The 25,488-nt window shown below is 67.9% G+C and carries 27 protein-coding genes; 19 read left to right on the plus strand and 8 right to left on the minus strand.

All coding sequences use genetic code 11. The features are described from left to right. Positions 1 to 8: 8 nt before the first annotated feature. Complete coding sequence (locus tag G9473_RS13980) at positions 9 to 842, minus strand: BON domain-containing protein (protein ID WP_291134042.1); 834 nt, start codon at positions 840 to 842, stop codon at positions 9 to 11. A 289-nt stretch (positions 843 to 1,131) separates the two neighbouring features. On the opposite strand from G9473_RS13980, the gene G9473_RS13985 reads away from it, so the two are divergent. Continuing rightward, the gene (locus G9473_RS13985; RefSeq protein ID WP_291138491.1) at positions 1,132 to 3,627 is read left to right on the plus strand and encodes a ligase-associated DNA damage response DEXH box helicase; all 2,496 of its coding nucleotides are present in this window, start codon (positions 1,132 to 1,134) and stop codon (positions 3,625 to 3,627) included. On the opposite strand, the gene G9473_RS13990 is transcribed toward G9473_RS13985, so the two are convergent. The 5 genes from G9473_RS13990 to G9473_RS14010 all read right to left on the minus strand — a co-directional run bounded on the left by G9473_RS13990 (position 3,621) and on the right by G9473_RS14010 (position 7,032). Beyond that, positions 3,621 to 4,178 (minus strand): biopolymer transporter ExbD, encoded by a 558-nt coding sequence (locus G9473_RS13990; protein WP_291134043.1) that lies wholly within the window; start codon positions 4,176 to 4,178, stop codon positions 3,621 to 3,623. The two genes, G9473_RS13985 and G9473_RS13990, sit on opposite strands and share 7 nt — an antisense overlap. Before the next feature lie 161 nt (positions 4,179 to 4,339). Further along, entirely contained in the window at positions 4,340 to 4,798 is a 459-nt protein-coding gene (locus G9473_RS13995; protein ID WP_291134045.1) for a biopolymer transporter ExbD, read from the minus strand. A 42-nt stretch (positions 4,799 to 4,840) separates the two neighbouring features. Further along, positions 4,841 to 5,365: a biopolymer transporter ExbD gene (locus G9473_RS14000; protein WP_291134046.1), complete on the minus strand. Its 525-nt coding sequence runs from the start codon at positions 5,363 to 5,365 to the stop codon at positions 4,841 to 4,843. Between the two features lie 137 nt (positions 5,366 to 5,502). Beyond that, on the minus strand, positions 5,503 to 6,306 hold the full coding sequence (locus G9473_RS14005) for a MotA/TolQ/ExbB proton channel family protein (RefSeq protein ID WP_291134048.1): 804 nt from the start codon (positions 6,304 to 6,306) through the stop codon (positions 5,503 to 5,505). Positions 6,307 to 6,381: 75 nt separating this feature from the next. Beyond that, positions 6,382 to 7,032 (minus strand): energy transducer TonB, encoded by a 651-nt coding sequence (locus G9473_RS14010; RefSeq protein WP_291134050.1) that lies wholly within the window; start codon positions 7,030 to 7,032, stop codon positions 6,382 to 6,384. Positions 7,033 to 7,476: 444 nt separating this feature from the next. Here G9473_RS14010 and G9473_RS14015 point away from each other — a divergent pair, with 444 nt between their 5' ends. Together G9473_RS14015 and G9473_RS14020 are read left to right on the plus strand one after the other, a co-directional pair. Next, entirely contained in the window at positions 7,477 to 8,337 is an 861-nt protein-coding gene (locus G9473_RS14015) for a hypothetical protein (RefSeq protein ID WP_291134051.1), read from the plus strand. A gap of 82 nt (positions 8,338 to 8,419) precedes the next feature. Beyond that, positions 8,420 to 9,757, plus strand: a complete 1,338-nt coding sequence (locus G9473_RS14020; protein WP_291134053.1) for a homoserine dehydrogenase — start codon at positions 8,420 to 8,422, stop codon at positions 9,755 to 9,757. Here G9473_RS14020 and G9473_RS14025 read toward each other — a convergent pair. Continuing rightward, positions 9,754 to 10,401, minus strand: a complete 648-nt coding sequence (locus G9473_RS14025) for a hypothetical protein (RefSeq protein ID WP_291134055.1) — start codon at positions 10,399 to 10,401, stop codon at positions 9,754 to 9,756. The genes G9473_RS14020 and G9473_RS14025 overlap by 4 nt on opposite strands. A 49-nt stretch (positions 10,402 to 10,450) precedes the next feature. Between G9473_RS14025 and glpX the strand changes: the two genes are divergently transcribed. The 5 genes from glpX to G9473_RS14050 all read left to right on the plus strand — a co-directional run bounded on the left by glpX (position 10,451) and on the right by G9473_RS14050 (position 14,260). Further along, the gene (gene glpX, locus G9473_RS14030) at positions 10,451 to 11,497 is read left to right on the plus strand and encodes a class II fructose-bisphosphatase (protein ID WP_291134057.1); all 1,047 of its coding nucleotides are present in this window, start codon (positions 10,451 to 10,453) and stop codon (positions 11,495 to 11,497) included. Between the two features lies 1 nt (position 11,498). Further along, on the plus strand, positions 11,499 to 12,173 hold the full coding sequence (locus G9473_RS14035; protein ID WP_291134059.1) for a DUF6544 family protein: 675 nt from the start codon (positions 11,499 to 11,501) through the stop codon (positions 12,171 to 12,173). Between the two features lie 191 nt (positions 12,174 to 12,364). Then, positions 12,365 to 12,613 carry a hypothetical protein gene (locus tag G9473_RS14040; protein WP_291134060.1) on the plus strand — a complete coding sequence of 83 codons (249 nt, stop codon included), beginning with the start codon at positions 12,365 to 12,367 and terminating at the stop codon, positions 12,611 to 12,613. 208 nt (positions 12,614 to 12,821) lie between these two features. Next, positions 12,822 to 13,757, plus strand: coding sequence for a ribose-phosphate pyrophosphokinase (locus G9473_RS14045; protein WP_291134062.1), 936 nt, complete (start codon positions 12,822 to 12,824; stop codon positions 13,755 to 13,757). A 140-nt stretch (positions 13,758 to 13,897) separates the two neighbouring features. Continuing rightward, positions 13,898 to 14,260, plus strand: a complete 363-nt coding sequence (locus tag G9473_RS14050) for a ribose-phosphate pyrophosphokinase (RefSeq protein WP_291134064.1) — start codon at positions 13,898 to 13,900, stop codon at positions 14,258 to 14,260. Between the two features lie 3 nt (positions 14,261 to 14,263). Here G9473_RS14050 and G9473_RS14055 read toward each other — a convergent pair whose 3' ends face one another. After that, positions 14,264 to 15,271 carry an AraC family transcriptional regulator gene (locus G9473_RS14055; RefSeq protein ID WP_291134065.1) on the minus strand — a complete coding sequence of 336 codons (1,008 nt, stop codon included), beginning with the start codon at positions 15,269 to 15,271 and terminating at the stop codon, positions 14,264 to 14,266. Positions 15,272 to 15,463: 192 nt separating this feature from the next. Between G9473_RS14055 and hisN the strand changes: the two genes are divergently transcribed. From hisN to pheT, 11 genes are all read left to right on the plus strand, one after another. Next, on the plus strand, positions 15,464 to 16,234 hold the full coding sequence (hisN, locus tag G9473_RS14060; RefSeq protein WP_291134066.1) for a histidinol-phosphatase: 771 nt from the start codon (positions 15,464 to 15,466) through the stop codon (positions 16,232 to 16,234). Next, positions 16,231 to 16,584 carry a hypothetical protein gene (locus G9473_RS14065; protein WP_291134068.1) on the plus strand — a complete coding sequence of 118 codons (354 nt, stop codon included), beginning with the start codon at positions 16,231 to 16,233 and terminating at the stop codon, positions 16,582 to 16,584. The genes hisN and G9473_RS14065 overlap by 4 nt, the downstream gene beginning before the upstream one ends. A 34-nt stretch (positions 16,585 to 16,618) precedes the next feature. Beyond that, positions 16,619 to 17,392: an SDR family oxidoreductase gene (locus G9473_RS14070; RefSeq protein WP_291134069.1), complete on the plus strand. Its 774-nt coding sequence runs from the start codon at positions 16,619 to 16,621 to the stop codon at positions 17,390 to 17,392. Positions 17,393 to 17,513: 121 nt separating this feature from the next. Then, positions 17,514 to 18,278, plus strand: coding sequence for a hypothetical protein (locus tag G9473_RS14075; protein ID WP_291134071.1), 765 nt, complete (start codon positions 17,514 to 17,516; stop codon positions 18,276 to 18,278). Between the two features lie 170 nt (positions 18,279 to 18,448). Continuing rightward, the gene (locus tag G9473_RS14080) at positions 18,449 to 18,865 is read left to right on the plus strand and encodes a gamma-glutamylcyclotransferase (protein ID WP_291134072.1); all 417 of its coding nucleotides are present in this window, start codon (positions 18,449 to 18,451) and stop codon (positions 18,863 to 18,865) included. Positions 18,866 to 19,112: 247 nt separating this feature from the next. Next, positions 19,113 to 19,316: a 50S ribosomal protein L35 gene (rpmI, locus tag G9473_RS14085; protein ID WP_291134074.1), complete on the plus strand. Its 204-nt coding sequence runs from the start codon at positions 19,113 to 19,115 to the stop codon at positions 19,314 to 19,316. Between the two features lie 127 nt (positions 19,317 to 19,443). Further along, complete coding sequence (gene rplT / locus G9473_RS14090; RefSeq protein WP_291134076.1) at positions 19,444 to 19,803, plus strand: 50S ribosomal protein L20; 360 nt, start codon at positions 19,444 to 19,446, stop codon at positions 19,801 to 19,803. A gap of 143 nt (positions 19,804 to 19,946) precedes the next feature. After that, a complete protein-coding gene (locus G9473_RS14095; RefSeq protein WP_291134078.1) occupies positions 19,947 to 20,861 on the plus strand; it encodes an AraC family transcriptional regulator in 915 nt (304 codons plus the stop codon). A gap of 102 nt (positions 20,862 to 20,963) precedes the next feature. Beyond that, a complete protein-coding gene (locus tag G9473_RS14100) occupies positions 20,964 to 21,872 on the plus strand; it encodes an AraC family transcriptional regulator (RefSeq protein ID WP_291134080.1) in 909 nt (302 codons plus the stop codon). Between the two features lie 103 nt (positions 21,873 to 21,975). Further along, positions 21,976 to 23,076 carry a phenylalanine--tRNA ligase subunit alpha gene (gene pheS, locus G9473_RS14105; RefSeq protein WP_291138494.1) on the plus strand — a complete coding sequence of 367 codons (1,101 nt, stop codon included), beginning with the start codon at positions 21,976 to 21,978 and terminating at the stop codon, positions 23,074 to 23,076. Beyond that, positions 23,073 to 25,487, plus strand: a complete 2,415-nt coding sequence (gene pheT / locus G9473_RS14110) for a phenylalanine--tRNA ligase subunit beta (protein WP_291134082.1) — start codon at positions 23,073 to 23,075, stop codon at positions 25,485 to 25,487. Before pheS ends, pheT begins: the two co-directional genes overlap by 4 nt. The last annotated feature ends 1 nt before the right edge of the window (position 25,488 follow it).

A 25,488-nucleotide genomic window follows, 5' to 3' on the forward strand; every position in this document is an offset into this window, starting at 1 on the left:
GGCGCGGTTCAGGTGCGCGCGGTTTTTGAACCGCCACCACCCGTAATCTGCTCGTCACGCTCCGCGATCCGCAGGTTGTTCTGGACGTGCTTCACGCCCGATACCTCGTGGACGCAGTCCTCGGCATCGCGCTTCTCGCCGCGGCTCCAGACATGGCCGTCGAGCGTGATCTCGTTGTCCTTCGCCTTGACCGTGATCTGCCGGGCGTCGATCGCAGGGTCGTGGGTCAACCGCTCGCAGGCGTCTTCCATCAGCCGCTCGTCCGAGCGCTTGTAATTGGCCGGGCCGTGGCCCCGGTGATCGGGTCGGGAACGATCCGCGCGGTCGTCCGACGACCGGCGCGAGCCGCGCCGGTCGTCGTCGAACGCGCCGGGGCTGCGGCGCGAATCCGAAGGCCGCTGGACCGGCGGGACGGGATCGGGGTTGCGGCGTCCGGAATGGCGCGAGCCGCCGAGGCGGTCCCATTCACGCCCTTCCATCGTGCCCCAGCGGGCATCGTCGTCATAAGGGCTGCGCTCGCCGCGCGTCGAGCGCCGGCGCAGGCGGTCGCGGTCTTCGGGATAGCTGCGCGTGTTCGTGCGGTCGTGGCGGCTGCGGCCGCGTTCGTCTTCGAAGGCATCGTCGCGATAGCCGCGCGGCCCGCCCCGGCGTTCGTCTTCGTAGAAGCGGTCGGAGCGGCCATAGCCGCGCTCGTCGAAGCGGTCGCTGCCTTCGCCGTATTGCCCGTGGCCGCGTTCGTCGCGATAGGGTTCGAACTGGCTTTCCTGGTGCGAGCGGGGCGCGTCGTCGTATTGGTCGTCGCGATAATTGTGTCGGGGGTGGTCGTTATACTGGTCTGCCATGGTCGGGGTCCTCCATCCTGCCCTTGGCGATAGCCCCGCCGGGCGGGCAGCATCCCGGCACGGGCGCCTTCGCGGGATTCGGGGACGAAGGCAGTGTTGAAACGCGCGGGGGCCGGGGCAATATCCACGCCTCGGCGCGGAGCGGACGCGATCTGGCGAAAGTCAAGCAATTGAAACATATGTTGAAATCATCGATTCCGGGCGGGCCGTTCGCGGTTCGCGGCGGGCCTGCGAGTCGCGTGCTTGACGCCTCGGCCAGTGCGCGCGGCTTGGCGGCAAGGGGGCGCGCCTGACCGCCCCGCCTTCCCCGCAGGTCCCGCCCGAGATCGCCGACTGGTTCGCGGGCCGCGGCTGGCGCATCCGCCGCCACCAGCTCGAAATGCTGGCGAAAGCGCGCGCGGGCCGCGACGCGCTGCTCGTCGCGGACACGGGCGCGGGCAAGACGCTCGCGGGGTTCCTGCCGACGCTGTGCGATTTCGCCCCTTCCGCGCTCGGTGGGAAGGCGCCGCCCGAGGGGCTGCACACGCTCTACGTCTCGCCGCTGAAGGCGCTGGCCCATGACGTGCGGCGCAACCTGCTGATTCCCGTCGAGGAAATGGGCCTGCCGCTGCGGGTCGAGACGCGCTCGGGCGATACCTCCTCGGACGCGAAGAAGCGCCAGCGCGAAAAGCCGCCGCACGTGATGCTGACGACGCCCGAAAGCCTTTCGCTGCTGTTGTCCTACCCGGAGAGTTTCGAGCTCTTCAAAGGTCTCAAGCGCATCGTCATCGACGAAATCCACGCCTTCGCCACCGGCAAGCGCGGCGATCTGCTCGCGCTCTCGCTCGCCCGGCTCCACGCCATCGCGCCCGAGGCCCGCCGCGCGGCGCTGTCCGCGACGCTCGCGAACCCACGCGCCTTTCGCGAATGGCTCGCCCCGCAGCCCGCCGACGAGACGGGCGAAATCCTCGCCGCCGACCTCGTGCTGGGCGAGAAGGGCGCGGAGCCCGATGTCGAAATCCTGCTCCCCATAGAAGAGCGCGTGCCGTGGGGCGGTCATGCCGGGCGCTGGGCGGTCGGGCAGCTCTACGAAGCGATAAAGGCGAACCGCACGACGCTCGTCTTCACCAACACGCGCTTCCTCGCCGAGTTCATCTTCCAGTGCCTGTGGGAGGCGAACGAGGATCACCTGCCGATCGGCGTCCATCACGGCAGCCTGTCGAAGGAAGCGCGCCGCCGGGTCGAGGACGCGATGGCCGCGGGCGAGCTGCGCGCGCTGGTCTGCACCGCGAGCCTCGATCTCGGCGTGGACTGGGGCGACATCGACCTCGTCGTGCAGATGGGCGCGCCCAAGGGTTCCTCCCGCCTGTTGCAGCGGATCGGGCGGGCAGGGCACCGGCTCGATACGCGAAGCCGCGCGGTGCTGGTCCCCGGCAACCGCTTCGAATTCTTGGAGGCGATGGCGGCGAAGGACGCGGTCGACGAAGGCCAGCGCGACGGCGAGGAATTCCGCCCCGGCGGATTGGACGTGCTCGCCCAGCACGTCATGGCCTGCGCCTGCGCGGGCGAGTTCCACGAGGACGCCTTGCTCGCCGAAATCCGCACCTCATTGGCTTATGCATGGCTCGGCAAGGAGGAATTCGCGCGCGTCCTCTCCTTTGTCGAGAGCGGCGGCTATGCCTTGCGCGCCTACGACAAGTTCAAGCGCATCGTGCGCAGCCGGGACGGCGTCTGGCGGCTCGCCCATCCGAACCAGGCCCAGCGCCACCGGATGAACGCCGGGATCATCGTCGATTCCGAAATGCTCAATGTCCGCTTCAGGAACGGACGCAGCCTCGGCAAGGTCGAGGAACGCTTCGCCGCGCAGCTAACGCCGGGCGATACCTTCTTCTTCGCCGGCATGAGCCTCGAGGTCGAAAGCCTCAAGGACATGGACGTGATCGTGCGCGGGGCGAAGAAGAGCGCTACCATCCCGAGCTACGGCGGGTTGCGCCTGCCGCTCACCACGCATCTTGCGACCCGCGTGCAGGAAATGCTGACCGACCGCGCGGGCTGGGCGCGCTTTCCCGACGACGTGCGCGAATGGCTCGAAATGCAGGATTACCGCAGCCGCCTGCCCGCGCCGGGCGAGCTGCTGGTCGAGAGCTTCCCTCACGGCGGCAAGCATTACAGCGCCTACTACACCTTCGAAGGCTGGAACGCGAACCAGAGCCTCGGGATGCTGATAACCCGGCGGATGGAGGATCGGGGGCTGCTGCCGGGCGGGTTCGTGGCGAATGATTACTGCCTCGCCGTATGGGGGCTGAAACCGGTGACGGATCCCGCGCCGCTGTTGTCGCCAGACATCCTGACGCAAGAATTCGTGGACTGGGTGACCGAGAGCCACCTCCTGCGCCGCGCCTTCCGCGAGGTCGCGGTGATCTCCGGCCTTGTCGAGCGGCAGCATCCGGGCAGGAAGAAGACCGGCAAGCAGGTCACCTTCTCGACCGATTTGATCTACGACGTGCTGCGCAAGTACGAGCCGGACCACGTGCTGCTGGAGGCCGCATGGCAGGACGCGCGGGCGCGGATGACGGATGTGGGGCGGCTGGCGGACCTATTGGAACGTTCCGAACGCGAGCTGGTCCATGTCGAGCTGGAACGCGTCAGCCCGCTCGCCGTGCCGGTGATGACAATGATCGGCCGCGAGGCCGTGCCGCAGGGCGCGGTCGACGACGAATTGCTGATCGAGGCCGAGGGGCTGGTTGCCGAGGCGATGCGGATCGCTCCCGGAGAAGGACCGGAGCGCGAGGCGGGGGATCAGTAAAGCGGCGGCGGCTGGAACTGGTTGCAGGGGTGCGGGGGGCGTTCGAGCGGCTCCGGTGGTTCAGGGTCCTCCATCAGGGTCATCGCTGGCTGGAACGCGATCCGCTGGAGGCGGCGGTGGAGGGCGAGTTCGTCATTGTCGAAGCAAATGCTGTCCCGCGCGATCCCCGCCTCCGTAACGCGGGCGAGCACCTGCGCGAGTGTGCCGTAGGGCGCGTCGGCCTCGGCTTTGAGGAGGACGATGTGCCGCCCGCTCGCCTCGATCCAATCCGCCAGCTCGCCGAGCGCCACCTCAGCCCCTTCGAGCCGGATCGAGGCATCCGCGCCGACCTCGACGGTGAGGTAGGGCAGCGTCTCGGGCGGGGCGTCCGGCCAGCTCCACGGCAGGTCCACCATGATCGCATGGGTCCGCACCTGCGTCATGGGCATGAGGAAGACCACCGCGACGAACAGGGAGACGAAGACCAGCGGGTGCGAATCGATGCCCGCGATGGGTTCGCCGTGGTCGAAGCGGGACCGGCTGGCGGCAGGGCGGGCGGGGCGGCGGGGCATCGCGATCTCTCCCTTGGGCGCGGCGGGCCGGAGCATAGCGCGAAAGCGGCGACCTACAAAACTGCTGGTCCCGCAGGGCCGAGATGCCGTGCGCTCCACGAAAAAGGGGCGGCGCCCTTTCGGATGCCGCCCCTTTCAAAGATTTTCGCTTTGAACGTCTCTTACTGCTGGCCGCCCACGCCGGGGCCGCCGGTGCCGAACTGGCGGTACTTTTCATTGCCGACGAAACCGAACTTGGTCACGCCGGTCTGCTTGATGATCTTCAGCACCTGAGCCGAGATCTCGTAGCTCGCCAGCGCCTCGGGCTCGAACTGGAGCTCGGGCTCGGGGGTCATGGTCGTCGTCTGCTGCAGCGTCGTCGCCAGCCGGCCGAGGGTGATCTGCTCGCCGTTCCACAGGATCTGGTCCTGCTGGGTCAGAACGAGCTTGTTCTTCACCGGGTCGATATCGGGCGGCGGACGGTCCGAGCTGTCCTGCGGCAGGTCGATGTCGACCGAGTGCGTCGCGATCGGGATGGTGATGATGAACATGATCAGCAGAACGAGCAGAACGTCGATCAGCGGCGTCATGTTCATGTCGAGCATCGGTTCGCCGTCGAGTTGGCCTCCGCTCATACCCATGTCAGTTACTCCTTGAAACGTGTCCGGTTACGATGGGGGCGATCAGCCCGGATCGACCGGGTTCGAGATGAAGCCGACGATCGGATAGCCCGCCGCCTGCACCTGGTAGATCGTGCCCGCCACGCAGCGCCACGGCGCGTTGACGTCGCCGCGGATGTGGACCTGCGGGATCTGCTCGGGGTCGGCCAGCAGCGCTTCGGGGCCGCCGGCGCGGGTCACGATCCGGTCGAGCCGCGTGAAGGCCTGGTCGTAGAGCTCTTCCGAGGTGACGGGGGTGATGTTGTTGAAATAGACCCGGCACTCGCCCGTGCGCGAGGCGCCTTCGAAACCCGGCTCGCCCGCGCTGCGACCGGCCGAATCGGTGGTGCTGACGGTGAGCTGGAGGTTCTCGACCTTGTTCTTGGCTTCCTCGCTCTCGATGATCGGGATTTCCAGCTTCTCGATCGTCTGGATCGCAACCGGGACCGCGATGAGGAAGATGATCAGGAGCACCAGCATCACGTCCACCAGCGGCGTGGTGTTGATGTCGGACATCGGGGTTTCCCCGCCTCCCATCGAAATCGCCATTGTTAATTCCTACCCTAGAGAAAACTGTCGCGGCGAGCCGTCTGGACCTGTCGGCCTCTCCTGCCTGTCGGGCCGCTCGCCGGTGGTCCGCTGCGGGCGGGAAGCGCCGCTCCCCGCCCGCACGGATCGTGGTCGGCTTACTTCGAGCCGGCCTTGACGCCGCCCGCCGTGGTGGCGGTGGTGCCGGCGTTCTTCGCCGCGGGCTTGGCGCCCGAGCTCTTCGCCGCCGCCGGAGCGACCGCCGGCTTCACCGCGCCGTCCGACGAGATGTAGGCGAGGATGTCGGTCGAGAAGCTGTTGAGCAGCTCGGCGATGCGGCGGTTGCGCGACTGCAGCCAGTTGAACGCGAGCACCGCGGGCACGGCGACGAGCAGGCCGATCGCGGTCATGATCAGCGCTTCACCGACCGGACCCGCGACCTTGTCGATCGAGGCGTTGCCGGCGATGCCGATGTTGATGAGCGCGCGGTAGATCCCGATCACGGTGCCGAGCAGGCCGATGAACGGCGCGGTCGCACCGACCGACGCGAGGAACGGCAGGCCGCCCGCGAGCGTCGCGTTGATCGAATCTTCCGAACGCTGGAGCGAGCCGTGCATATAGTCATGCGCTTCGAGGCTGTCGGTCATCTTGCCGTGCTTTTCCTGGGCTTCGATCGCGTCGTCGGCGATCTGGCGCCAGGCGCTGTTCTTCTCGAGCTTGGCGGCGCCTTCCTTGAGGCCGTTCGAGCGCCAGAACTGGCTGCGGACGGTCTTGTACTGCTTCATGATCTTGTTCTGCTCGAACAGCTTGGTGAACAGGATGTAGAAGGAGCCGACCGACATGATGATCATGACGGCGAGGATGGACCAGGCGACCGGGCCGCCCTGTTCCATCGCTTCCATGAAACCGAATTCGTTCTTCGGCGCTTCGGCGGCGGCGGCCGCGAGAGTGTAAAGGTTCATTGCGAAAAGTCCTCTTGAAAGAAATGTCCCGATGGTCGCCCGGGCCCCCGTGGCCCGCGCTCCCGTCACGCATTGTTACCGTATCTGATAGGTGATCCGGGTGCTCCAGCTGCCGGTGATCGGATCACCGGCATCGTTCAGCGCCGGTTCGAACCGGGCATAGCGCTGCATCGAACGGCAGGCGGCCTCGTCGAGGATGCTCGACCCGCTCGAGGAAGTCACCGAACAGTTCTCGACCCGGCCATTGGTGCCGACCGTGACGCGCACGCCGACGGTGCCTTCCTCCTCCTGGCGCAGGGCGCGCGAAGGATAGTCCTGGATGATCCGCGAGACCCAGCGGCTCTGGTTGCGCGGCTGCACACCACGGGCGCGCGAAGGCGGCGGCGGCGGGGCCGGCGGAGCGGCGGGCGCAGGCGGCGGAAGCACCAGCGCGGGCGGCGAGGGCGGCGGAATTTCCCGCTGCGTCACGATGTCCGGCGGCCGCGGCGAAATATTGATCGGCGGTGGCGGCGCGACCGGAGGCGGCGGGGCTACCTCCTGCGGCTCGGGCGGCTCCTCCGGCTCCTCCGGCGGGGGCGGCGGCTCCTCTTCTTCGACGTTGAAGGTATCGACCCGCTCGATCTCTTTCTTGATGGCATTGATCGCCAGGCCGACGACCATCACCACCCCGATGCCGCCGACGATCGCAAGCGCGATGAGCAGGGCGACGAGCTTGGGGCCGGTCAATCCTCTTTGTTGATCAGCGTAGGACATCCAGTCGCTTTCTCTCCATCACAAGTGCCGGCCTGAAGCCGACACACCTGTTCGCGTCCCGGCGATTGATTCCGGGGCGCGAAATCCCAAATATAGGTCCTCCCATGCCGGGAGCGGCTGTCCCCGTCTGGCGAAGTCAGACCTGACCCGGCTGGCCGCGCATGATCCGTCAGATACTCCCGCCTGCGGGTTCCATGCACGACACTGTTGCTGCACCGGCCTTGGTCCCCAACCCCGGCGCAAGCCTTGCGGGCTTTAACGACTGGCCCCTAGGCAATCAAACGCTTTATCGGTTCAGGGCGGATTCACGGCCGCGAACCTGATATGCAAAGTGATAGGACGCGGCCCCGTGCGAACCGCCGAGAGGATTGGACCCGAATGCGCTTTAACCGAAAATTAACAAATGAAAACAAGCTCATGCGCGCCTTCCTTGCGGGCTGCTCCGGGCTTGCGCTGGCCGGTCTTGCGCCGGGCGCTGAGGGATTTGCACAGGACCGTCCCGCCCCGGCACAGGCACCCGAGGCGGGGCCGACCTATGCCGATCTCGTCACTCTTGCAGAGGCCAGCGCGCTCGTCATCCGGGCCGAGATTCGCGGTCAGGCGACGGTCGAACCCGAGCGCGCGCCCGGCCTGAAGCCCGGATTCGCGCGGCTTTACCTCGAAGGCGAAACGCGCGCGCTGCTCGCCGGGAACACCGGCGTGCGCGAATCGCTCGCCTGGCTCGCCGACGTGCCGCTCGATGCGAAGGGCAAGGCGCCCAAGCTCAAGAAGAGCGAGGTCCTGCTGTTCGCCGATCCGGTCACGGGCCGCCCCGGCACGCTGGTGCTGGTCGAGGAGGAGGGGATGCTCGCCTGGACCCCCGCGCTCGAAAGCCGGGTGCGCGGCGTGCTCACCGAACTGGTCGCCCCCGACGCGCCGCCGGTGATTACGGGGATAGCCGATGCCCTGTCGGTGCGCGGCAACCTTGCCGGGGAATCGGAAACGCAGGTCTTCCTCGAGACGGAAGCCGGTTCGCCGGTCTCGATCAGCGTGCTGCGCCGCCCCGGCCAGCCGCCCGCATGGGGCGTGTCGTGGGGCGAGATCATCGATTCGTCCGCGCGCCCGCCCGAGCCGGGCACGCTGCGCTGGTATCGCCTCGCCTGCGCCCTGCCGCGCGAATTGCCGAGCAGCGCCAATCTCGCGCGCGATCCCGATGCCCGCGCGCTGGCCGAGGCGGACTATGCCTTCGTCATCGAACGGCTGGGCGCGTGCGAGCGGGCGATCACTTCCGCCGAGTGAGCGCGCGCGGCTTCGCTTGACGCTGCGCCGCGCGCGGTTAAGCGCCTCGGGCAAGCCTTCATCCTTAAAGGAGCCGAGACACGTGCCCGACCGCTCTGACACCGCCCCCTTGAGAATCGCCCCTTTGAGAATCGCGATCGCCGGGCTCGGCACGGTCGGGGCGGGGGTGATCCGGCTGCTCGCGACGAATCGCGATCTCATCGCCGCGCGCGCCGGGCGGCCCATTGCAGTGACGGCGGTGAGCGCGCGCGACCGGGCGAAGGACCGCGACGTCGATATCGCTCCCTTCGCCTGGGAGGACGACATGACCGCGCTCGCGAGCCGCGAGGATGTCGATGTCGTGGTCGAGCTCGTCGGCGGGGCGGACGGCCCGGCGCTCGCCCTTTCGCGCGCGGCGCTGAAAGGCGGCAAGGGTCTCGTCACCGCGAACAAGGCGATGATCGCGCATCACGGCCTCGCATTGGCCGAAGCGGCGGAAGGCGCGGGCGTGGCGCTCAAGTTCGAAGCCGCGGTCGCGGGCGGCATCCCGGTGGTGAAGGGCCTGCGCGAAGGGACCAGCGCCAATGCGCTGACCAAGGTCTACGGCATCCTCAACGGGACGTGCAATTACATCCTCTCCGAGATGGAGGAGACAGGCGCCGATTTCGACGAGACATTGACCGAGGCGCAGAGGCTCGGGTATGCCGAGGCCGATCCCAGTTTCGACATCGACGGGGTGGACGCGGCGCACAAGCTCGCGATCCTTTCGGCGATCGGTTTCGGCGCGCGGGTCGATTTCGATTCGGTGCGCCTCACCGGCATCCGCCAGGTGCGCGCCGCCGACATCGCTCAGGCCGACGCATTGGGCTTCGTCATCCGCCTGATCGGGGAGGCCGATGTGGAGGAAGGCGAGAACGGGCCCTGCCTGCTCCAGCGCGTGCGGCCCTGCCTCGTCCATAAGGACCACCCGCTCGCCCCCGTCGACGGGCCGACCAATGCGGTGGTGGCCGAGGGCAATTTCTCCGGGCGGCTCCTGTTCCAGGGCGCGGGCGCGGGCGATGGACCGACCGCCAGCGCCGTCGTCGCCGATCTCATCGACATCGCGCGGAGCGAGGTGAGCGCACCCTTCTCGATCCCCGTCGCCCGCCTCGCCGCCCTGCCGCCGGCGGAGCCCGGCCACCGCACCGAGCGCGCCTATATCCGCTTCACCGTCAACGACCGCCCCGGCGTGCTGGCCGAGATCACCGCGGCGATGCGCGATGCCGACGTGTCGATCGAAAGCCTGATCCAGCACGGCCGCTCGCGCGAAGGTGGCGAGGTGCTGGTCGCGATGGTGACTCACGAAGGGCCGGAGCGCTGCGTGACGAAGGCGCTCGAACTGCTCGAAGGCTCGGACAGCCTGACGGGCGAGCCGCTGGTGCTGCCGATCCTCGGGGACTAGTTCGGCCGCTTCTCGAATTTGGGCGGCGGCAGGCCCAGCGCTTCGCGGCGCTTGCGGATTTCCTCCTCGGACAATTCCTCGTCCTGCCCCAGCGGCGGGAGGCCGCGCGCGATGCGATCCGCATCGGAGCCGGCGGGCGCCTGCGGCAGCGCGCCGACGTCGATGATCAGCGCGGGCGGCGGAACCCCGCCGATGCCGATGCCCTTCCCGTTGTCGGGAATGCCGAACATATCGGGCGGAGGCGGCGCGCCCTTGAAGGCGGTTTCCTGCGCGTAGCGCTTCCTCGCCTCCTCGCGATTCGAATATTGCTCCTCGCCCGACGAGCCGCGGCGGCGGCACACGATGATGTCGCCGCTGATCGTGCCCGCATCGGCCTCGTCCTTGCATTCCTGCATCTCGGCCTCGTTGACGTCGCCGCGCGGCACGGTGATCATGATGTTGATCGGCGCAGGGCTTTCCGGCGCGCTGTCCGCTTCGAGCGCCGCCTCGCTCTCTTCTCCGCCAGTCATCGCGGTGTCATCCTGCGCGGCCAGCGGGGCGTGGGCCGTCAGCCCGGCACACCCGGCCAGCAAAATCGCGCCGATCCGGCCCCTGCCGCTCGACAAGGCGGGACGAAAGCGCCAAAGCGCGCCCGGGCGGCTCATCGAAGCCTCGCGAGGGCCGGCAAGGCAACGGACAGGGAAGAGATTGCGCATGAACACTCCGATTAGCACCGATATGCTGGCCGACAAAACCGCCAATGTCGACAACCCGATGGAGCGCGTGCTGGTGCTCGAGATGGTCCGCGTGACCGAAGCCGCTGCGGTCGCCGCCGCGCAGCTCGTCGGGCGGGGCGATGAAAAGGCCGCCGATGCCGCCGCGGTCGAGGCGATGCGCCGGGCCTTCGACGACCTCTATATCGACGGGACCGTGGTGATCGGCGAGGGCGAGCGCGACGAAGCGCCGATGCTCTACATCGGGGAAAAGGTCGGCGGCGCGCCGGGCAAGGGGCCGAAGATCGACATCGCATTGGACCCGCTCGAAGGCACGACCATCACCGCCAAGGCCGGGCCGAACGCGCTCGCCGTGCTGGCGGCGGCGGAAGAAGGCTGCCTGCTCAATGCGCCCGACGTCTACATGGACAAGCTCGCGGTCGGCCCGGGCTATCCCGAAGGGATCATCGACCTTGCCAAGTCGCCGACCGAGAACGTCAAGGCGGTGGCCGAGGCGAAGGGCGTGGACCCGTCCGAAATCATCGTCTGCGTGCTCGACCGCCCGCGCCATGCCGAGCTCATCGCCGAGCTGCGCAGTCTCGGCTGCGGCGTCGTGCTGATCGGTGACGGCGACGTGGCGGGCGTGATCGCGGTGACCGATCAGGACACGACGATCGACCTTTACATGGGTCAGGGCGGCGCGCCCGAAGGCGTGCTCGCCGCGGCCGCGCTGCGCTGCGTCGGCGGGCAGTTCAACGGGCGGCTCGTCTTCCGCAACGAGGACGAGAAGGCCCGCGCGCGGAAATGGGGCATCACCGACCTCGACCGCATCTACAAGCTGGGCGACCTTGCCAGGGGCGACTGCATCTTCGCCGCCACCGGCGTGACCGACGGCTCGCTGCTCGACGGGGTCAAGACTCGCAAGAAGGCGACCGGCGCGACCATCATGACGACGCAGAGCGTGGTGATGCGCGCCTCGTCCGGCACGGTGCGCTGGATCCGCGGAGAGCACCGGATCAAGGAACACAGCACCGCCCCGCGCGGCTGACGTGCCTGCGCCGCTTCCCCCGGTCGTCGCGGCGCTGGCGGAGCGGCTCGGCGCGCGCGCGGGTTCGGGCGGGCGCGCTGTGTTCCGCCAATCGGGCACGCTGCGCGGGCTCGGGGCGGCGCGCTGGATGCGCTTTACCGCCGAGCAATGGATCGCGAGCGACGCGCCCGCCTTTCGCTGGCGCGCGCGGGTCGGGCCGCTTGGCCTTGTCCATGTCGAGGATTCGCTGGTCGGCGGCGAAACGGTGAGCGGGGCGAGGGCGCTCGGCCTGGTCCCGCTGGCGCGGGCCCATCCCTCGCGCGAGCTCGTCGAAGGGCAGTTGCAGCGCTATCTCGCCGAATTGCCGTGGAACCCGGATGCGATGCTTTCCAACCCGGCGCTGCGCTGGGAGGAGAAGGGCGCCGGCGTGCTGGCCGTCTCGGCGCAGGCGGCCGGGGTGGAGGCGGAGGTCGAGCTCCATTGCGGCGAGGACGGCCTGCCCGCGCGCACCTTCGCCCTGCGTCCCGCGCGCGAAGGCAAGGGCTATGTGCGGCGCGGCTGGCACGGGGCGTTCGCGGACTATCGCGAAGCCCACGGGCGCATGATCCCGCACGCGGGCCGTGTCGCATGGGATTACGAGGGCGAGCGTTTCGAAGTCTGGCGCGGCCGGATCGAGGACTGGCGCCCCGGGAGATGAACCGTGCGATGATCCTTGCGGGATCCCGTGCGGGCCTGCCGCGCGCACGGTCCGTCGCTCAGCACTTGTTTACCTTCATCTTCTATGGTCCTCACCCGAAGAGCCGGAGTTGCGCAGACCCTGCACCTCCGCCTGGCTCGCACCGAATGTCAGCACGCGAAAGGCCGACAATGACGAACATGATCCGCCGAATGGCCCTCGGGGCCGCCGCAGCCGGCCTCGCGATCGCCCCGATCGCAGCCGAGGCGAACACCCGTGCCGGCGACAGCGCCAGGACCTATTCCGCGCCCGCCTCCGCTCCCGGCACCGGCCGAAAGGCCGAAGGTTCGCGCGTCGCGGGCGGGGCGGACATCTTCGCCTTCATCCTCGTCGGCCTATGGGCCACCGGCATCGCCTTCGCGGTCGCGGACGACGGCCCGGACCAGTCGCCGGGGACCTGATCGGTCACAGCGGTTCTCGCGCGGCGAGGGTGCAAGCGTCCCTGCTGCGATCGTTCCTTTCGCAGGGCACCATTGCGCGGCAACGCGCCTCTCGCAGCGCCCGACAGCCTGACGACAACCCCCGCTCGCGTGTTGCGTTTCCGTGACGCGCCGCTAGGCGTTGCGCGACCACGCGCCACACGTCCTGTGCCTTAGGGGATTCGCAGTCATGAAAATCATGTCGGGCAATTCGAACCTGCCGCTCGCCCGGGCGATCGCGGCCTATCTCGAAATGCCGCTCACCGATGCGAGCGTGCGGCGCTTCGCCGACGAGGAAGTGTTCGTCGAGATCCACGAGAACGTGCGCGGCGAGGACGTCTTCCTCGTCCAGCCGACGAGCTTTCCGGCGAACGACAACCTGATGGAACTGCTGATCTGCATCGACGCGCTGCGCCGCGCCTCGGCCAAGCGGATCACCGCGGTCGTGCCCTATTTCGGCTATGCAAGGCAGGACCGGAAGCCGGGGCCGCGCACGCCGATCTCGGCCAAGCTGGTGGCGAACCTCATCACCCAGGCAGGCGCCGACCGGGTGCTCGCGGTGGACCTGCACGCTGGCCAGATCCAGGGCTTCTTCGACATCCCGACCGACAACCTCTATGCGGCGCCCGTCATGGCCGCCGACATCCAGGCGCGCTACGGCGACCAGGACCTGATGGTGGTCAGCCCCGACGTCGGCGGCGTGGTGCGCGCGCGGGCGCTGGCGAAGCGGCTCGACAACGCCCCGCTCGCGATCGTCGACAAGCGCCGCGACCGGCCCGGCGAAAGCGAGGTCATGAACATCATCGGCGAGGTCAAGGACCGGCACTGCGTCCTCATCGACGACATCATCGATTCGGGAGGAACCCTGTGCAATGCGGCCGAGGCGCTGCTGGAGAACGGGGCGAAGTCGGTCGCGGCCTACATCACCCACGGGGTGCTGTCGGGCGGCGCGGTGGCGCGGATCGACGGGTCGAAGCTGAAGGAGCTGGTGATCTCGGATTCGATCCGCCCGACCGAGGCGGCGGAAAACTCCTCAAAAATTCGCATCCTCACCATCGCCCCGCTGATCGGCGAGGCGATCCGCCGTATCGCGGACGAGAGCAGCGTGTCCAGCCTGTTCGATTGAAGAAGGCGCGAGTCCCGGTGGGCGCGACGTAGGCCAACAGCCAATGCCGGGACCTCCCGCGCTTCCGCACGAAGGCGTGAGGCTTTCGGCCTCTTCGGCAGCTCGCAAGAAGAGGCGGAAACGCGCTATGGTGGGTCACGATGCCACTCGACCCGCATGAAATCCGCGAGCTCCTGATCGGCGCCGCCCGTGCGCGCACGCCGCTCACCTACAGCCAGGCGCTGTTCGCGCTCGGCCACAGCTTCACCCGCCCGCTGATGCGCCAGCTGTGCGCGGCGATGGACCGGATCGACGAGGAGGGCCGGCTGCGCGGTGAGCCCGATCTCGCCGTGCTCGTCGTGCGCCAGTCGGACGGGCTTCCGGGGCAGGGCTGGTGGGTGTCGCGTTCGCACCTCGCCGATGCCATGCCGGGCGAATGGCCGCTCGACTGGGAGGGGCCGGAGGCGAAAGCCTATGTCGCGCTCCACCAGCGGCTCGCCTTCGATTACTGGTCCGAGCGCTGAGGGCTATTCTTCCTCGCCCGCAGGACCGCCCGCCTTTTCCTCCTCTTCCTCCTCGACCTCGCTCACCCACCCCGCGTGCCACGGTCGCAGCGCGCCGGGGGCGATGCGGGCGAGTTCCTCCAGCCGCCGGGCGGCGCGCGCCTCGAGATTGAGGGTCAAAAGGATGCGCGGGCTCGCGCGGAATGCGTGCGGTGTGACGCCGAAGAAATGCTGGAATTCGCGGATCAGGTGCGACTGGTCGAAATAGCGCAGCAGGAAATCCTGCTCCTCGCGCCCGTCCGCGAGGCCGAGCAGGTGGCAGGCCAAGTCCATCGCCCGCGCCCGGCGCAGCACGGTGCGCGGCGTCATTCCGAAATCGCGCCGCACGATGCGCTCGACCTGGCGCAGCGAAATGTCCTGCGCGGCGGCGAAGTCGCTCGGGCTGATATTGGGGTCGAGAAAGCTCGCCGCTTCGAAAGCGGTGCTGACCGGATCGGGGCGTTTGGGGTTTGTTCTCTCGATGAAGGCGCGGATGCGGTCCTCGGCGATCAGCGCGATTTCTTCCACCGGGGCGTCGGGCGGAAATCCGTGGTTGTCGCGCCCGTCCGATAGGCCGAAGGGATCGGCGCGCTCGATCCGGTTGACCAGCGGCGCGCTGGCCCGGTCGAACAGGCAGGACAGCGCGCCGGGCCTCAACCCGATATTGATGACCTCGAACCCCCCGCGCACTGTCAGGTCCATGCGCCGCGCCTGCGGGCCGACCAGCATCGGCTCCGCGCCCAGTTGCATCTCGCCCGCGGGCGTTTCGGCGGTCCAGTCGCCCTTCAGCGCAAGGCGGCAGAAGGCGAGGTCGTTGAAGACCGAACAGGCGATCGCGCGGTCCGCATCGACGTGGACGCGGGTGACGCCGATGCGCCCGATCCACGGCGCAAGGTCGGGCGCAGGCGCGCGGTTGAGCGACAGCGGACGACCATCCGCCGTCGCGCCCGAGCGCGGCTCCACCCCTTCGACCCTGCGACCTTCGTTTGTCATACCCCCTCGTTCGTCCGCCCCCGCAAGCGACAAAATCTCATAGCAGCATAAACTGCGAGAAATGTAGGTAAAAAAGAACCGATCGGCCCAAATTGAGCTGTAAAAAACGGTTCCAACAGGATTACCTCGCGCGCGGCTTGGGCTAGGAGAGCCGCTCACCCCTGATTTTGCCCGGACCGGAAAACGCTCTCGATGACTCCAGACGACCACGCCCTCGCCCTCCGCCTCGCCGACGCCGCGGGCGCTGCGATCCGCCCCCTGTTCCGCGGCGAATGGAGCGAGGAGCGCAAGGACGACCGCTCCTTCGTGACCGAGGCCGACCGCGCCGCCGAAGCCGCGATGCGCGCGCTGATCGAGCAGCATTGCCCCGCCGACGGCATCATCGGCGAGGAATACGGCACGCGCAACGAGGGCGCGGGCCGGCAATGGGTGCTCGACCCCATCGACGGCACGACCAGCTTCATCGCGGGCCGGGCGATCTTCGGCACGCTCATCGCGCTGCTGCAGGACGGCTGGCCCGTGCTCGGCGTGATCGACCAGCCGATCGCGGGCGAGCGCTGGGTCGGCCGGATCGGCGAGGGGACGACCTTCAACGGCAAGCCCGTGCGCGCCCGCCCGTGCCGCGACTTGTCGGACGCGGTGCTCGGCACCACCACCCCGCACCAGTTTTCGGGCGACGACGTCGATGCCTTCATGGGCGTCGCCAAGGCGGTCGCGGAGCGCAAGATCATCTATGGCGGCGACTGCTACAATTACGGCCTCGTCGCATCCGGCCATGTCGATCTCGTGGTCGAGGCGGGGCTCAAGCTCTACGATTTCGCCGCGCTCGTTCCCGTCGTCGAAGGGGCGGGCGGCACGATGAGCGACTGGATGGGCAATCCCCTGGACCGGGATTCCGACGGCCGCGTGATCGCGCTGGGCGACCCGGCGCGGCTCGACGACGTGCTCGAGGCGATGGGGTGAGGGCTATCATCCGCCGCGCCGCCGCCCTGCTCGTCGCCTTGGCCTGCGCCGCGGGCCAGCCTGCCTTCGCCGAGCCCGAATCAGCGCGCGTCTTCGTCCTCGAAGCCGATCTCGAAGGCATCGAAGGCGATGCAAACGCCGCGATGGATAACGCCCTCGTCTTCGCCCGCCGGCGGCTGGAGGTCGTGGGCCGTCCCTTCCGGATCGAGCGCGAAGGCGCGCGCCGCGTCGCGGTGGAGATCGCCGCGCCCGATGCCCGCGACAGGATCGAGGACGTGTTCGGTATCCCGCCGGACATAGACATCCGGCTGGTCGCAGAGCGCCCCTCCGGCCAACCCGAAGCCGACTGAGGCACCTCCTGCGCTTTCGTCCGTTGGCCTTCACATGGAAAAGACAATCGCGATAACCGGGGCGGGGCAGGGCATTGGCCGGGCCTGCGTCCTCCATTTCCTCGAAAAGGGCTGGCGGGTCGCCGCGCTCGACATCGACGCGGAGGCGTTGGCCGAACTGGTCGGCGAAGCCTCGCCGAAACGCCTGCTGACCCTGCCCTGCGACGTCGGATCGGAGCGCGAGGTGGCGATAGCCTTCGAGGCGATCGCCTCGTGGACGAGCACCGCTCCGCTCGCGGCCCTCGTCAACAACGCGGCCATCGCCAATCCCTTCTGCGGGCCGCTGGAAGACCTCGACCTTGCCGACTGGCAGGCGTGGCTCGACGCGAGCCTCACCGCCGCCTTCCTCTGCTCGCGCGCGGCGCTCCCGCTGCTGCGCGAGGCGGAGCGGCAGACGGGCGAGGCGGCGAACATCGTCAACATCTCCTCCACCCGCGCGGTGATGAGCGAGCCCGAAAGCTTCGCCTATGCCGCCTCCAAGGGCGGGATCGACGCGCTGACGCACGCGATGGCGGTCTCATTGGGCCCGCAGGTGCGCGTGAACGCGATCCGCCCCGGCTGGATCGAGACGAGGGACTGGCAGAAGGAGGCCGAGCGGCAGGAGGTCGAACACCGCGAAAAGGACCGCGCGCAGCACCCGGCGGGCCGTGTCGGCAGGCCGCAGGATATTGCCGAGGCGGTCGAATACCTGATCGGCGCTGGGTTCGTGACCGGACAGCACCTCACGGTCGACGGCGGGATGACGGTGAAGATGATCTACGAGGAGTAAGGGCGTCGGTTTTTAATGGCATCGGCAGCGGAAGCGGACTTGCCGCTGACGACCCCATTTCGGACAATTGGCGCTGTGCTGACGCATTGCAGCTTTTGACTTTTTCTCGCATGCTGGCTTGATGAATTGGACAACACGAACCTTTGCATTCGTCGCCCTAATCGGCGCGGCTGTTTGGGGCGCAGCATGTCGGGACTTTACTGCCGGATCGGCGTCTGCTCCAGAGGGCGACAGCGCGGTATCGGTGACCATTGCGCAACTTCGCTCAAGTCCTGGCGACTTTGCAGGGAAATGGGTCAAGCTCACAGGCCAGCTAAGCGAGTGCTATGGCTGGGAGTGTTCATTGTGCCCCGACACGATGAACAATGATGTTCGCAACGAAGACAGGTGTCTTCCGCTCAGCTTCCGCCCCTTGATCGAAGGCACGGGGTTTGGTGCTGCTGAACAGGAGAACGTATTTCGGTTCTCGAAAGTCGTTTTGGTGGCGACGTTCGATCCGTCATGCTGGGAGGAAGGGGGCTGTCTGGATCGCCAGACGGTTCTGCGTGAAGCTGAAGTGATAACGGTCCGCGAGCGACGCGCGGGATCTGCCGGCCTTTGGCTGCAAGGTAGATCGACACTGACGGAGATATCCGGGGACGAAGCGATCAAGCTGCGGTCGGCGGCACAACTCGCAGGCTATCCAGATGGCCCGCCGATCAAGGTTTTTCAATCTGGAGGTTCGGATCGCAGAACGGTGGTCTGCTGGTCACCTGTTGGTGCGAATGACGAGCCCGGTGCTTGGCCTACGTCGCTGGAGGGAGCTCTCTACGCCAAAAGCACGCTCGACTTCTTTCATTGCAACGAAGTCAAGAAGGTCGGCGAGCAGCTCGTCCTGCAGGTATAACCGTATCGGCCTCTTCGTCCGATCGGATGCAAGCAGCCATTCGCCTATCCACCCACATCCGGTCATTGGGACAATCTTCGGCGAAAGCCTGCTAGCTGCCGGTCCTTCTTAAAGCGGTGAGGGCCAGACCTTCGACAAGCTCAGGATAAGCGGATAGTGCTGTTCGCAGCATGACCCAGCCGACCTACCTCTTCTTCTACGGCGTGCTGCGCGAAGGCGTGGGCGACTGGCCCTTCCTTGCCGGGCTCGGGATGGGCTCTCAGGCGAGCGTCGAGGGCGCGCTCTTCGCCATTCCCGATGCCAAGGGCTGGTATCCCGCGCTGGTGCTCACGCGCGCGGGCCACGCGACCAACGTGGTCGGCTCGCTGCACGATGCGGGGGAGGTGGACCTTGCGGTGCTCGATGCCTTCGAGGGGCCGCAATACGAACGCATGGCGGTCCCGGTCGACGGCTGGCAGGCGGGCGGGAACGAGGCGCAGGCCTATGTCTGGACGGGCGAGCTTCCCGAGGGCGCGGAGCCCATCCACCACGGCGATTTCGTCCGCTGGCTCGCGGAAACCGGGCGACGGGCCTACGCGGGCGAATAGGGGCTTTCCTACTGGCCGGAGCCGCGTCATGCTCCGCCCCGGGCCTTCCCGGCGCGCCGCGATGCCGAAGTCACTGCGCACCGAACCACCGCGTATGATCGGCGCGAACTATCGCCCCCGAATCGCTTGCAAACCTGCGCGAAACCGCTATGTGGCGCTCCTTCGCCGACACAGATCGTAGCGTTCGGCCTGGCGACAAGGGCTGCCAGGGCTGATCCGATGTGTCTCTGAACTCAAGGAGATGAAAATGCCCAAGATGAAGACCAAGAGCGGTGTGAAGAAGCGCTTCAAGATCACCGCGACGGGCAAGGTCAAGCACGGTGTCGCGGGCAAGCGCCACCGCCTGATCAGCCACAATGCGAAGTATATCCGCCAGAACCGCGGCACCACCCTGCTTTCCGAGGCCGACACCAAGACGGTCAAGAAGTGGGCGCCCTACGGGTTGGATTGATTAGCGTCTGACGACGCTGCCAAGCCTGCCCTCGCCCCCGCCCTTCCGCCCTTGATGGTATCCTTCCGGGTGGAAGGGCGGGGGCGAGGGCAGGCTTGGCCCATGTGACTGAAAGGAACACGAAGACATGCCTCGCATCAAACGCGGTGTTACCACCCGCGCCAAGCACAAGCGGATCCTCGACCAGGCCAAGGGCTATCGCGGTCGCCGCAAGAACACCATCCGCGTCGCCCGCCAGGCGGTCGAGAAGGCCGGCCAGTACGCCTATCGCGACCGCAAGGTGAAGAAGCGCAATTTCCGCGCCCTGTGGATCCAGCGCATCAACGCCGCCGTGCGCGCCGAAGGGCTGACCTATTCGCAGTTCATGCACGGCGTGAAGCTCGCCGGGATCGAACTCGACCGCAAGGTGATGGCCGACCTCGCCATGAACGAGGAAGCCGCCTTCAAGGCGATCATCGCCCAGGCCAAGGACGCGCTCCCCGCCTGATCCGGCTTGTTCCTTCAGGGAGCATGAGACGGGCCCCCGACCGCCATGGCGTCAGCCGTGGCGGCGGGGGCCCGCTTCGTTCCGGGCGCGCGGCACGCGGCGGCCTATTGTAAATCCGCGCCATCTGCGGCACATCTTCGCGCATGGGGGATATCGAACTCGTCGGCGAACCGGCCCGTTCGACCGGCGGCGCAATGCCGCTGGTCCGCAGCCGCTTCCACCCGCCGCCCGAACGGTTCGAAGGCTGCTTCACGACTTTCTACCACCTCGATCTCGACACCGGCACGGGCGGCCCGGTCGAGGATTACCTCCAGCCCGAATGGAGCAATATCCGCTTTTTCGCCGGTGCCTGTCCCGAGGCCGAGATCGGCACCTCGCGGGTCGAGGACACGCGCTTCACCGCGACCGGGCCAAGCTCGCGCCCGTGCCATTTCCGGCTCGGCACTTCGCGGATGTGGGGCATCGGGTTCCTGCCCGTCGGCTGGGCGCGCTTCATCGAGGCCGATGCCGAGAGCCTCGCCAATGTCGTGTGCGACGGCGCGGCCCATCCCGCCTTCGCCCGCTTCGCCCCGCTCGCCGGGGTGCTGTGCGATCCCGAAGCCACGCTCGAGGAGCAATACGACGCGATCCTTGAGGCGATGGACCGGCTGATGCGGCCCAATCGCGACGAGCCCAAGATCGTGCGCGTCCACCAGGCGCTGGTGTCCGGCGAATGCGCGACCGTTTCGCAGCTCGCCGATGCGGGCGGCATGAGCATCCGCACGCTCGAGCGGGTCTGCGCGCGCTATTTCGGCTTCACGCCCAAGCTGCTGATGCGCCGCCAGCGCTTCATGCGTAGCCTCACCGCGTTCATGCTGCGCGAAGGCTCGCGCTGGACCGAGGCGATGGACGGGGAATACCACGACCAGGCCCAGTTCAGCCGCGAATTCCGCGAGTTCATGACGATGAACCCGAGCGAATACGCCGCGCTCGACCACCCGATCCTGTCGGCCTTCATGGAAGCGCGGGCAAAGGCGTGGGGCAGCGCCGCGCAGACGCTCGACAAGCCTGCGCGCTAGGCGGTCGCAACCGGGCTAACGGGACTTGTCACTTCATTCCGGCCAGGCGGCGGATAGGATGGCAAGGCACGCGGGCGAGGCGATGGGAAGGAGGGGCGAGACATGACAGGACCAGCGGCCGGGCCGTCGATCACGGTGCGCTTCGCCCTGCCGCGCGAAGAACTGCGGCCCTTCGTGACGACCTATTATTACACCGAGGCGCGCTGTTCGAAGCGCGAGCCGGTGCTCGAGGATTACCTCCATCCCGAATGGCCCAACCTGCGCTTCATCGCGGCGAACCCCTGCGAAAGCGCGATCGGCGCGGAGGACCTGCGCCCCGTGCCCGCTTTCGCCGCGACCGGGCCGACCAGCCGCCCGACCCGTTTCCGTCTCGGCTCGGGAAGGATGTGGGGGATCGGCCTGATGCCGCTCGGCTGGGCCGCGCTGGTCGAGGCGCAGGCTGGCGATTATGCCGACCGCTTCGTCGATGGAGAGGCCGATCCCGCCTTTGCCGCCTTCCATCCGCTCGCGCGTGAGCTGGCGGGAGGGGAGACGGGCTTTGCCGAAGGGCTCGCGCTGATCGAGGCGCACATGGACCGCGTGCTCGCCGCTCGCGAGGCGGGCCGCGCGGCCGACCATGCCGCGATCCGGGCGGTCAATGCGGCGCTGGTCGATCCCGAACTCGCCAGCGTGGCCGAACTCGCCGAGCGTGTGGGCATGAACGTGCGCTCGCTCGAACGGCTCGCGCGGCGCGCCTTCGGCTTCACGCCCAAGCTGCTGCTGCGCCGTCAGCGGTTCCTGCGCAGCCTCGCCCAGTTCATGCTCGACCCCTCGCTGAAATGGCTCGAGGCGCTCGATTGCCAGTATCACGACCAGGCCCACTTCGTGCGCGACTTCAAGCGGTTCATGGGCATGAACCCGAGCGTCTACGCCAGGCTCGACAAGCCCTTTCTCGTCGCCGCCGCGCGGGCGCGGATGGAGATTGCGGGGGCGGCGGTGCAGGGGCTCCACCGGCCCGAAAGCAGCTCCTGACCGCTAAACCGGGCCCGCGCGGGCAAAGGCGCTTTGCATGGCGGGCGATTTGCCGCTAGCGGACCCGCTCGTTTCCGACAAACTGCCGATCGAACCCGAATCCATGACCGACCTCACATCCCGCAAGGACGAAGCGCTCGCCGCGATTGCCGCCGCGAGCGACCTCGCGCAGCTCGACGAAGCGCGCGTCGCCGCGCTCGGCAAGAAGGGCTGGGTGAGCCTCGAGCTGAAATCGCTCGGCCAGATGAGCCCCGAAGAGCGCCAGCAGGCCGCCCCCGCGATCCAGGCGGTCCGCGGCGAAATCGCCGATGCGATCGCGGCGAAGAAGGACGCGCTCGAAGCCGCCGCGCTCGAGGCGCAGCTGGCGAGCGAGACGATCGACCTGACCCTGCCCGCACCGCAAGCGCCGCGCGGCACGGTCCACCCGGTCAGCCAGGTGATGGACGAACTGGCGGAGATCTTCGCCGATCTCGGCTTTGCGGTCTCGACGGGGCCGGAGATCGAGGACGACTGGCACAATTTCACCGCGCTCAACATGGACGAGAGCCATCCGGCGCGGGCGATGCACGACACCTTCTATTTCCCTGATGCGGCGCCTGATGGCGGGAAGATGCTGCTCAGGACTCACACCTCGCCGGTGCAGATCCGCTCGATGGTGGAGCAGGGCGCGCCCTTGCGGATCATCGCGCCGGGGCGGGTCTATCGCAGCGACAGCGACATGACGCACACGCCGATGTTCCACCAGATCGAGGGACTGGTGATCGACAAGGACATCCACCTCGGCCACCTGAAATGGACGCTGGAGACCTTCCTCAAGGCGTTCTTCGAGCGCGACGATATCGTCCTGCGCCTGCGCCCGAGCTATTTCCCCTTCACCGAACCGAGCGTCGAGGTCGATGTCGGCTATTCGATGGAAGGCGGCCGCCGGGTGGTCGGTGGCTCGGGCGACGATCCGGGCCATGCGTGGATGGAAGTGCTCGGCAGCGGCATGGTCAACCCGCGGGTGATCGAATTCGCCGGGCTCGATCCGGCCGCATGGCAGGGCTTCGCCTTCGGGACGGGGGTGGATAGGCTCGCCATGCTCAAATACGGAATGGACGACCTGCGCGCCTTCTTCGACGGGGACCCGCGCTGGCTTGCGCATTACGGCTTCTCGCCGTTCGACCAGCCGACGCTTTCCGCAGGCGTGGGAGTGCGGCCATGAAGTTCTCGCTCACCTGGCTGAAGGATCACCTCGAAACCGAGGCATCGCTCACGGAAATCCTCGCCGCCCTGAATGCGATCGGGCTCGAGGTCGAGGGGGTCGAGGACCCGTCCGAAAAGCTCGCCGGTTTCCGGATCGCCCATGTGCTGACGGCGGAAAAGCATCCCGATGCGGACAAGCTGCAGGTGCTCACCGTCGATGCAGGCCCGGACGTGAACGATGGCAAGCCCCTGCAGGTCGTGTGCGGCGCGCCCAATGCGCGTGCGGGGATGAAGGGCGTGCTCGGCCTTCCCGGCGCGGTGGTCCCGTCGAACGGCATGGAACTGCGCAAGGCGGCGATCCGCGGGGTCGAATCGACCGGCATGATGTGTTCGGTGCGCGAGCTCGACATCGGGGATTCGCACGAGGGCATTCTCGAACTGCCCGAGGACGCGACGACGGGGCATCCCTTTGCGGACTACCAGGGTTCATCGCCGGTGATCGAGGTCGCGGTGACGCCGAACCGGCCCGATTGCATGGGCGTCTACGGCATCGCCCGCGATCTTGCGGCGGCGGGGCTGGGGACATTGAAGCCGATCGCGATTCCGGATTTCGAGGCTTCCGGCGAATGTCCGGTTGAGATCCGCACCGACGACCCCGAAGGCTGCCCGGCCTTTTACGGGCGCATCATCAAGGGCGTGACCAACGGCCCCTCGCCCGACTGGCTGCAGCAGCGGCTCAAGAGCGCGGGACAACGGCCGATCTCGCTGCTGGTGGACCTCACGAACTACCTGATGCTCGCCTATGGCCGCCCGGCGCACGCCTATGACTGCGCGAAGCTTTCGGGCGCGGTCCATGCGCGGCGGGCAAAGCCGGGCGAGAAGGTGCTCGCGCTGAACGAGAAGACCTACACACTCGACGACAGCATGGTCGTGATCGCGGACGAACGCGAGGTCCACGACATCGCCGGGATCATGGGCGGGGAGAATTCGGGCGTTGCGGACGATACAACCGACGTCCTGCTCGAAATCGCGTATTTCGACCCGGCGCGCATCGGCGTTACCGGTCGCAAGCTCGGCCTCGCCTCCGACGCGCGCACGCGGTTCGAGCGCGGGGTCGACCCGGCCTTTCTCGACACCGGACTCGACCTGTTGACCGGCCTGATCGTCGAACTGGCAGGCGGGCAGCCGAGCGAAGTCGTGCGCGCCGGTTCGCCGCCGTCCGAACCCAAGCTCGTCGCCTTCGATACCGGCCTGACGCAGCGTCTGGGCGGGGTCGATGTGCCCGAGGATGAGCAGAAGCGCATCCTCGAAAGCCTCGATTTCAGCGTCGACGCCGAGTGGAACGTGACCTGCCCGCTGCGCCGCCACGACATCGAAGGCCCGGCCGACCTCGTCGAGGAAGTCGTCCGCATCCACGGCCTCGACAAGGTCGAAAGCGTCGCCCTGCCGCGGGCGGAAGGCGTCGCCCGCCCGACCGCCACGCCGCAGCAGGTGATGGAGCGCCGCCTGCGCCGCGCCGCCGCCGCGAGCGGGCTCGACGAGGCGGTGACGTGGTCCTTCCTTCCCGAAGCCGAAGCCGCCCATTTCGCGCCCGAGGGCGAGGCGCTGTGGAGCCTCGAAAACCCGATCAGCGAAGACCTGAAGGTCATGCGTCCCTCGCTGCTGCCCGGCCTTCTCATGGCTGCCAAGCGCAACGCCGACCGCGGTGCGGCGGCGACCCGGCTGTTCGAATTGGGGCGGCGCTACTTCCGCTCACAGGACGGGACCAGCGACGAAAAGCCGACGCTGGGCATCGTTCTTGCGGGCGAGAAGACGCCGCGCGGCTGGGCCACCGGCAAGGCCGCGATGTTCGATGCCTTCGACGCCAAGGCCGCCGCGATGGCCCTGCTCGAGGCGGCGGGCGCGCCCATCGGCAATCTCATGGTGATGGGCGAAGCGGGGCCGCAGTTCCATCCCGGCCGGTCTGCGACGCTGAGGCTCGGCCCGAAGAACGTGCTCGCCCGCTTCGGGATGCTGCACCCGGCAACGCTCCGCGCCTTCGACATGGACGGACCCGTCGCGGCGGTCGAACTCTTCCTCGACGCCATCCCCGCGAAGAAGGCCGCGAAAGGCCCGGTGAGCTTCGCCCGGCCCGGTTTCACCCCGCCCGCGCTGCAGGCGGTGACGCGCGATTTCGCCTTCCTCGTTCCCGACGACGTCGCAGCGGGCGACCTGCTGCGCGCGGTCCAGGGCGCGGACAAAGCGAACATCGTCGCCGCGCGCGTCTTCGACCTCTTCACCGGGGAGGGCGTGCCTGAGGGGAAGAAGTCGCTCGCGATCGAGGTGACGCTTCAGCCCACCGACAAGAGCTACAAGGACGCCGAGATCAAGGAGATCGCCGACAAGGTGGTCGCAGCGGCGGCCAAGCTGGGGGCGGAACTGCGCGGCTGAT

The organism is Erythrobacter sp., from assembly GCF_011765465.1.
Lineage (GTDB): Bacteria > Pseudomonadota > Alphaproteobacteria > Sphingomonadales > Sphingomonadaceae > Erythrobacter.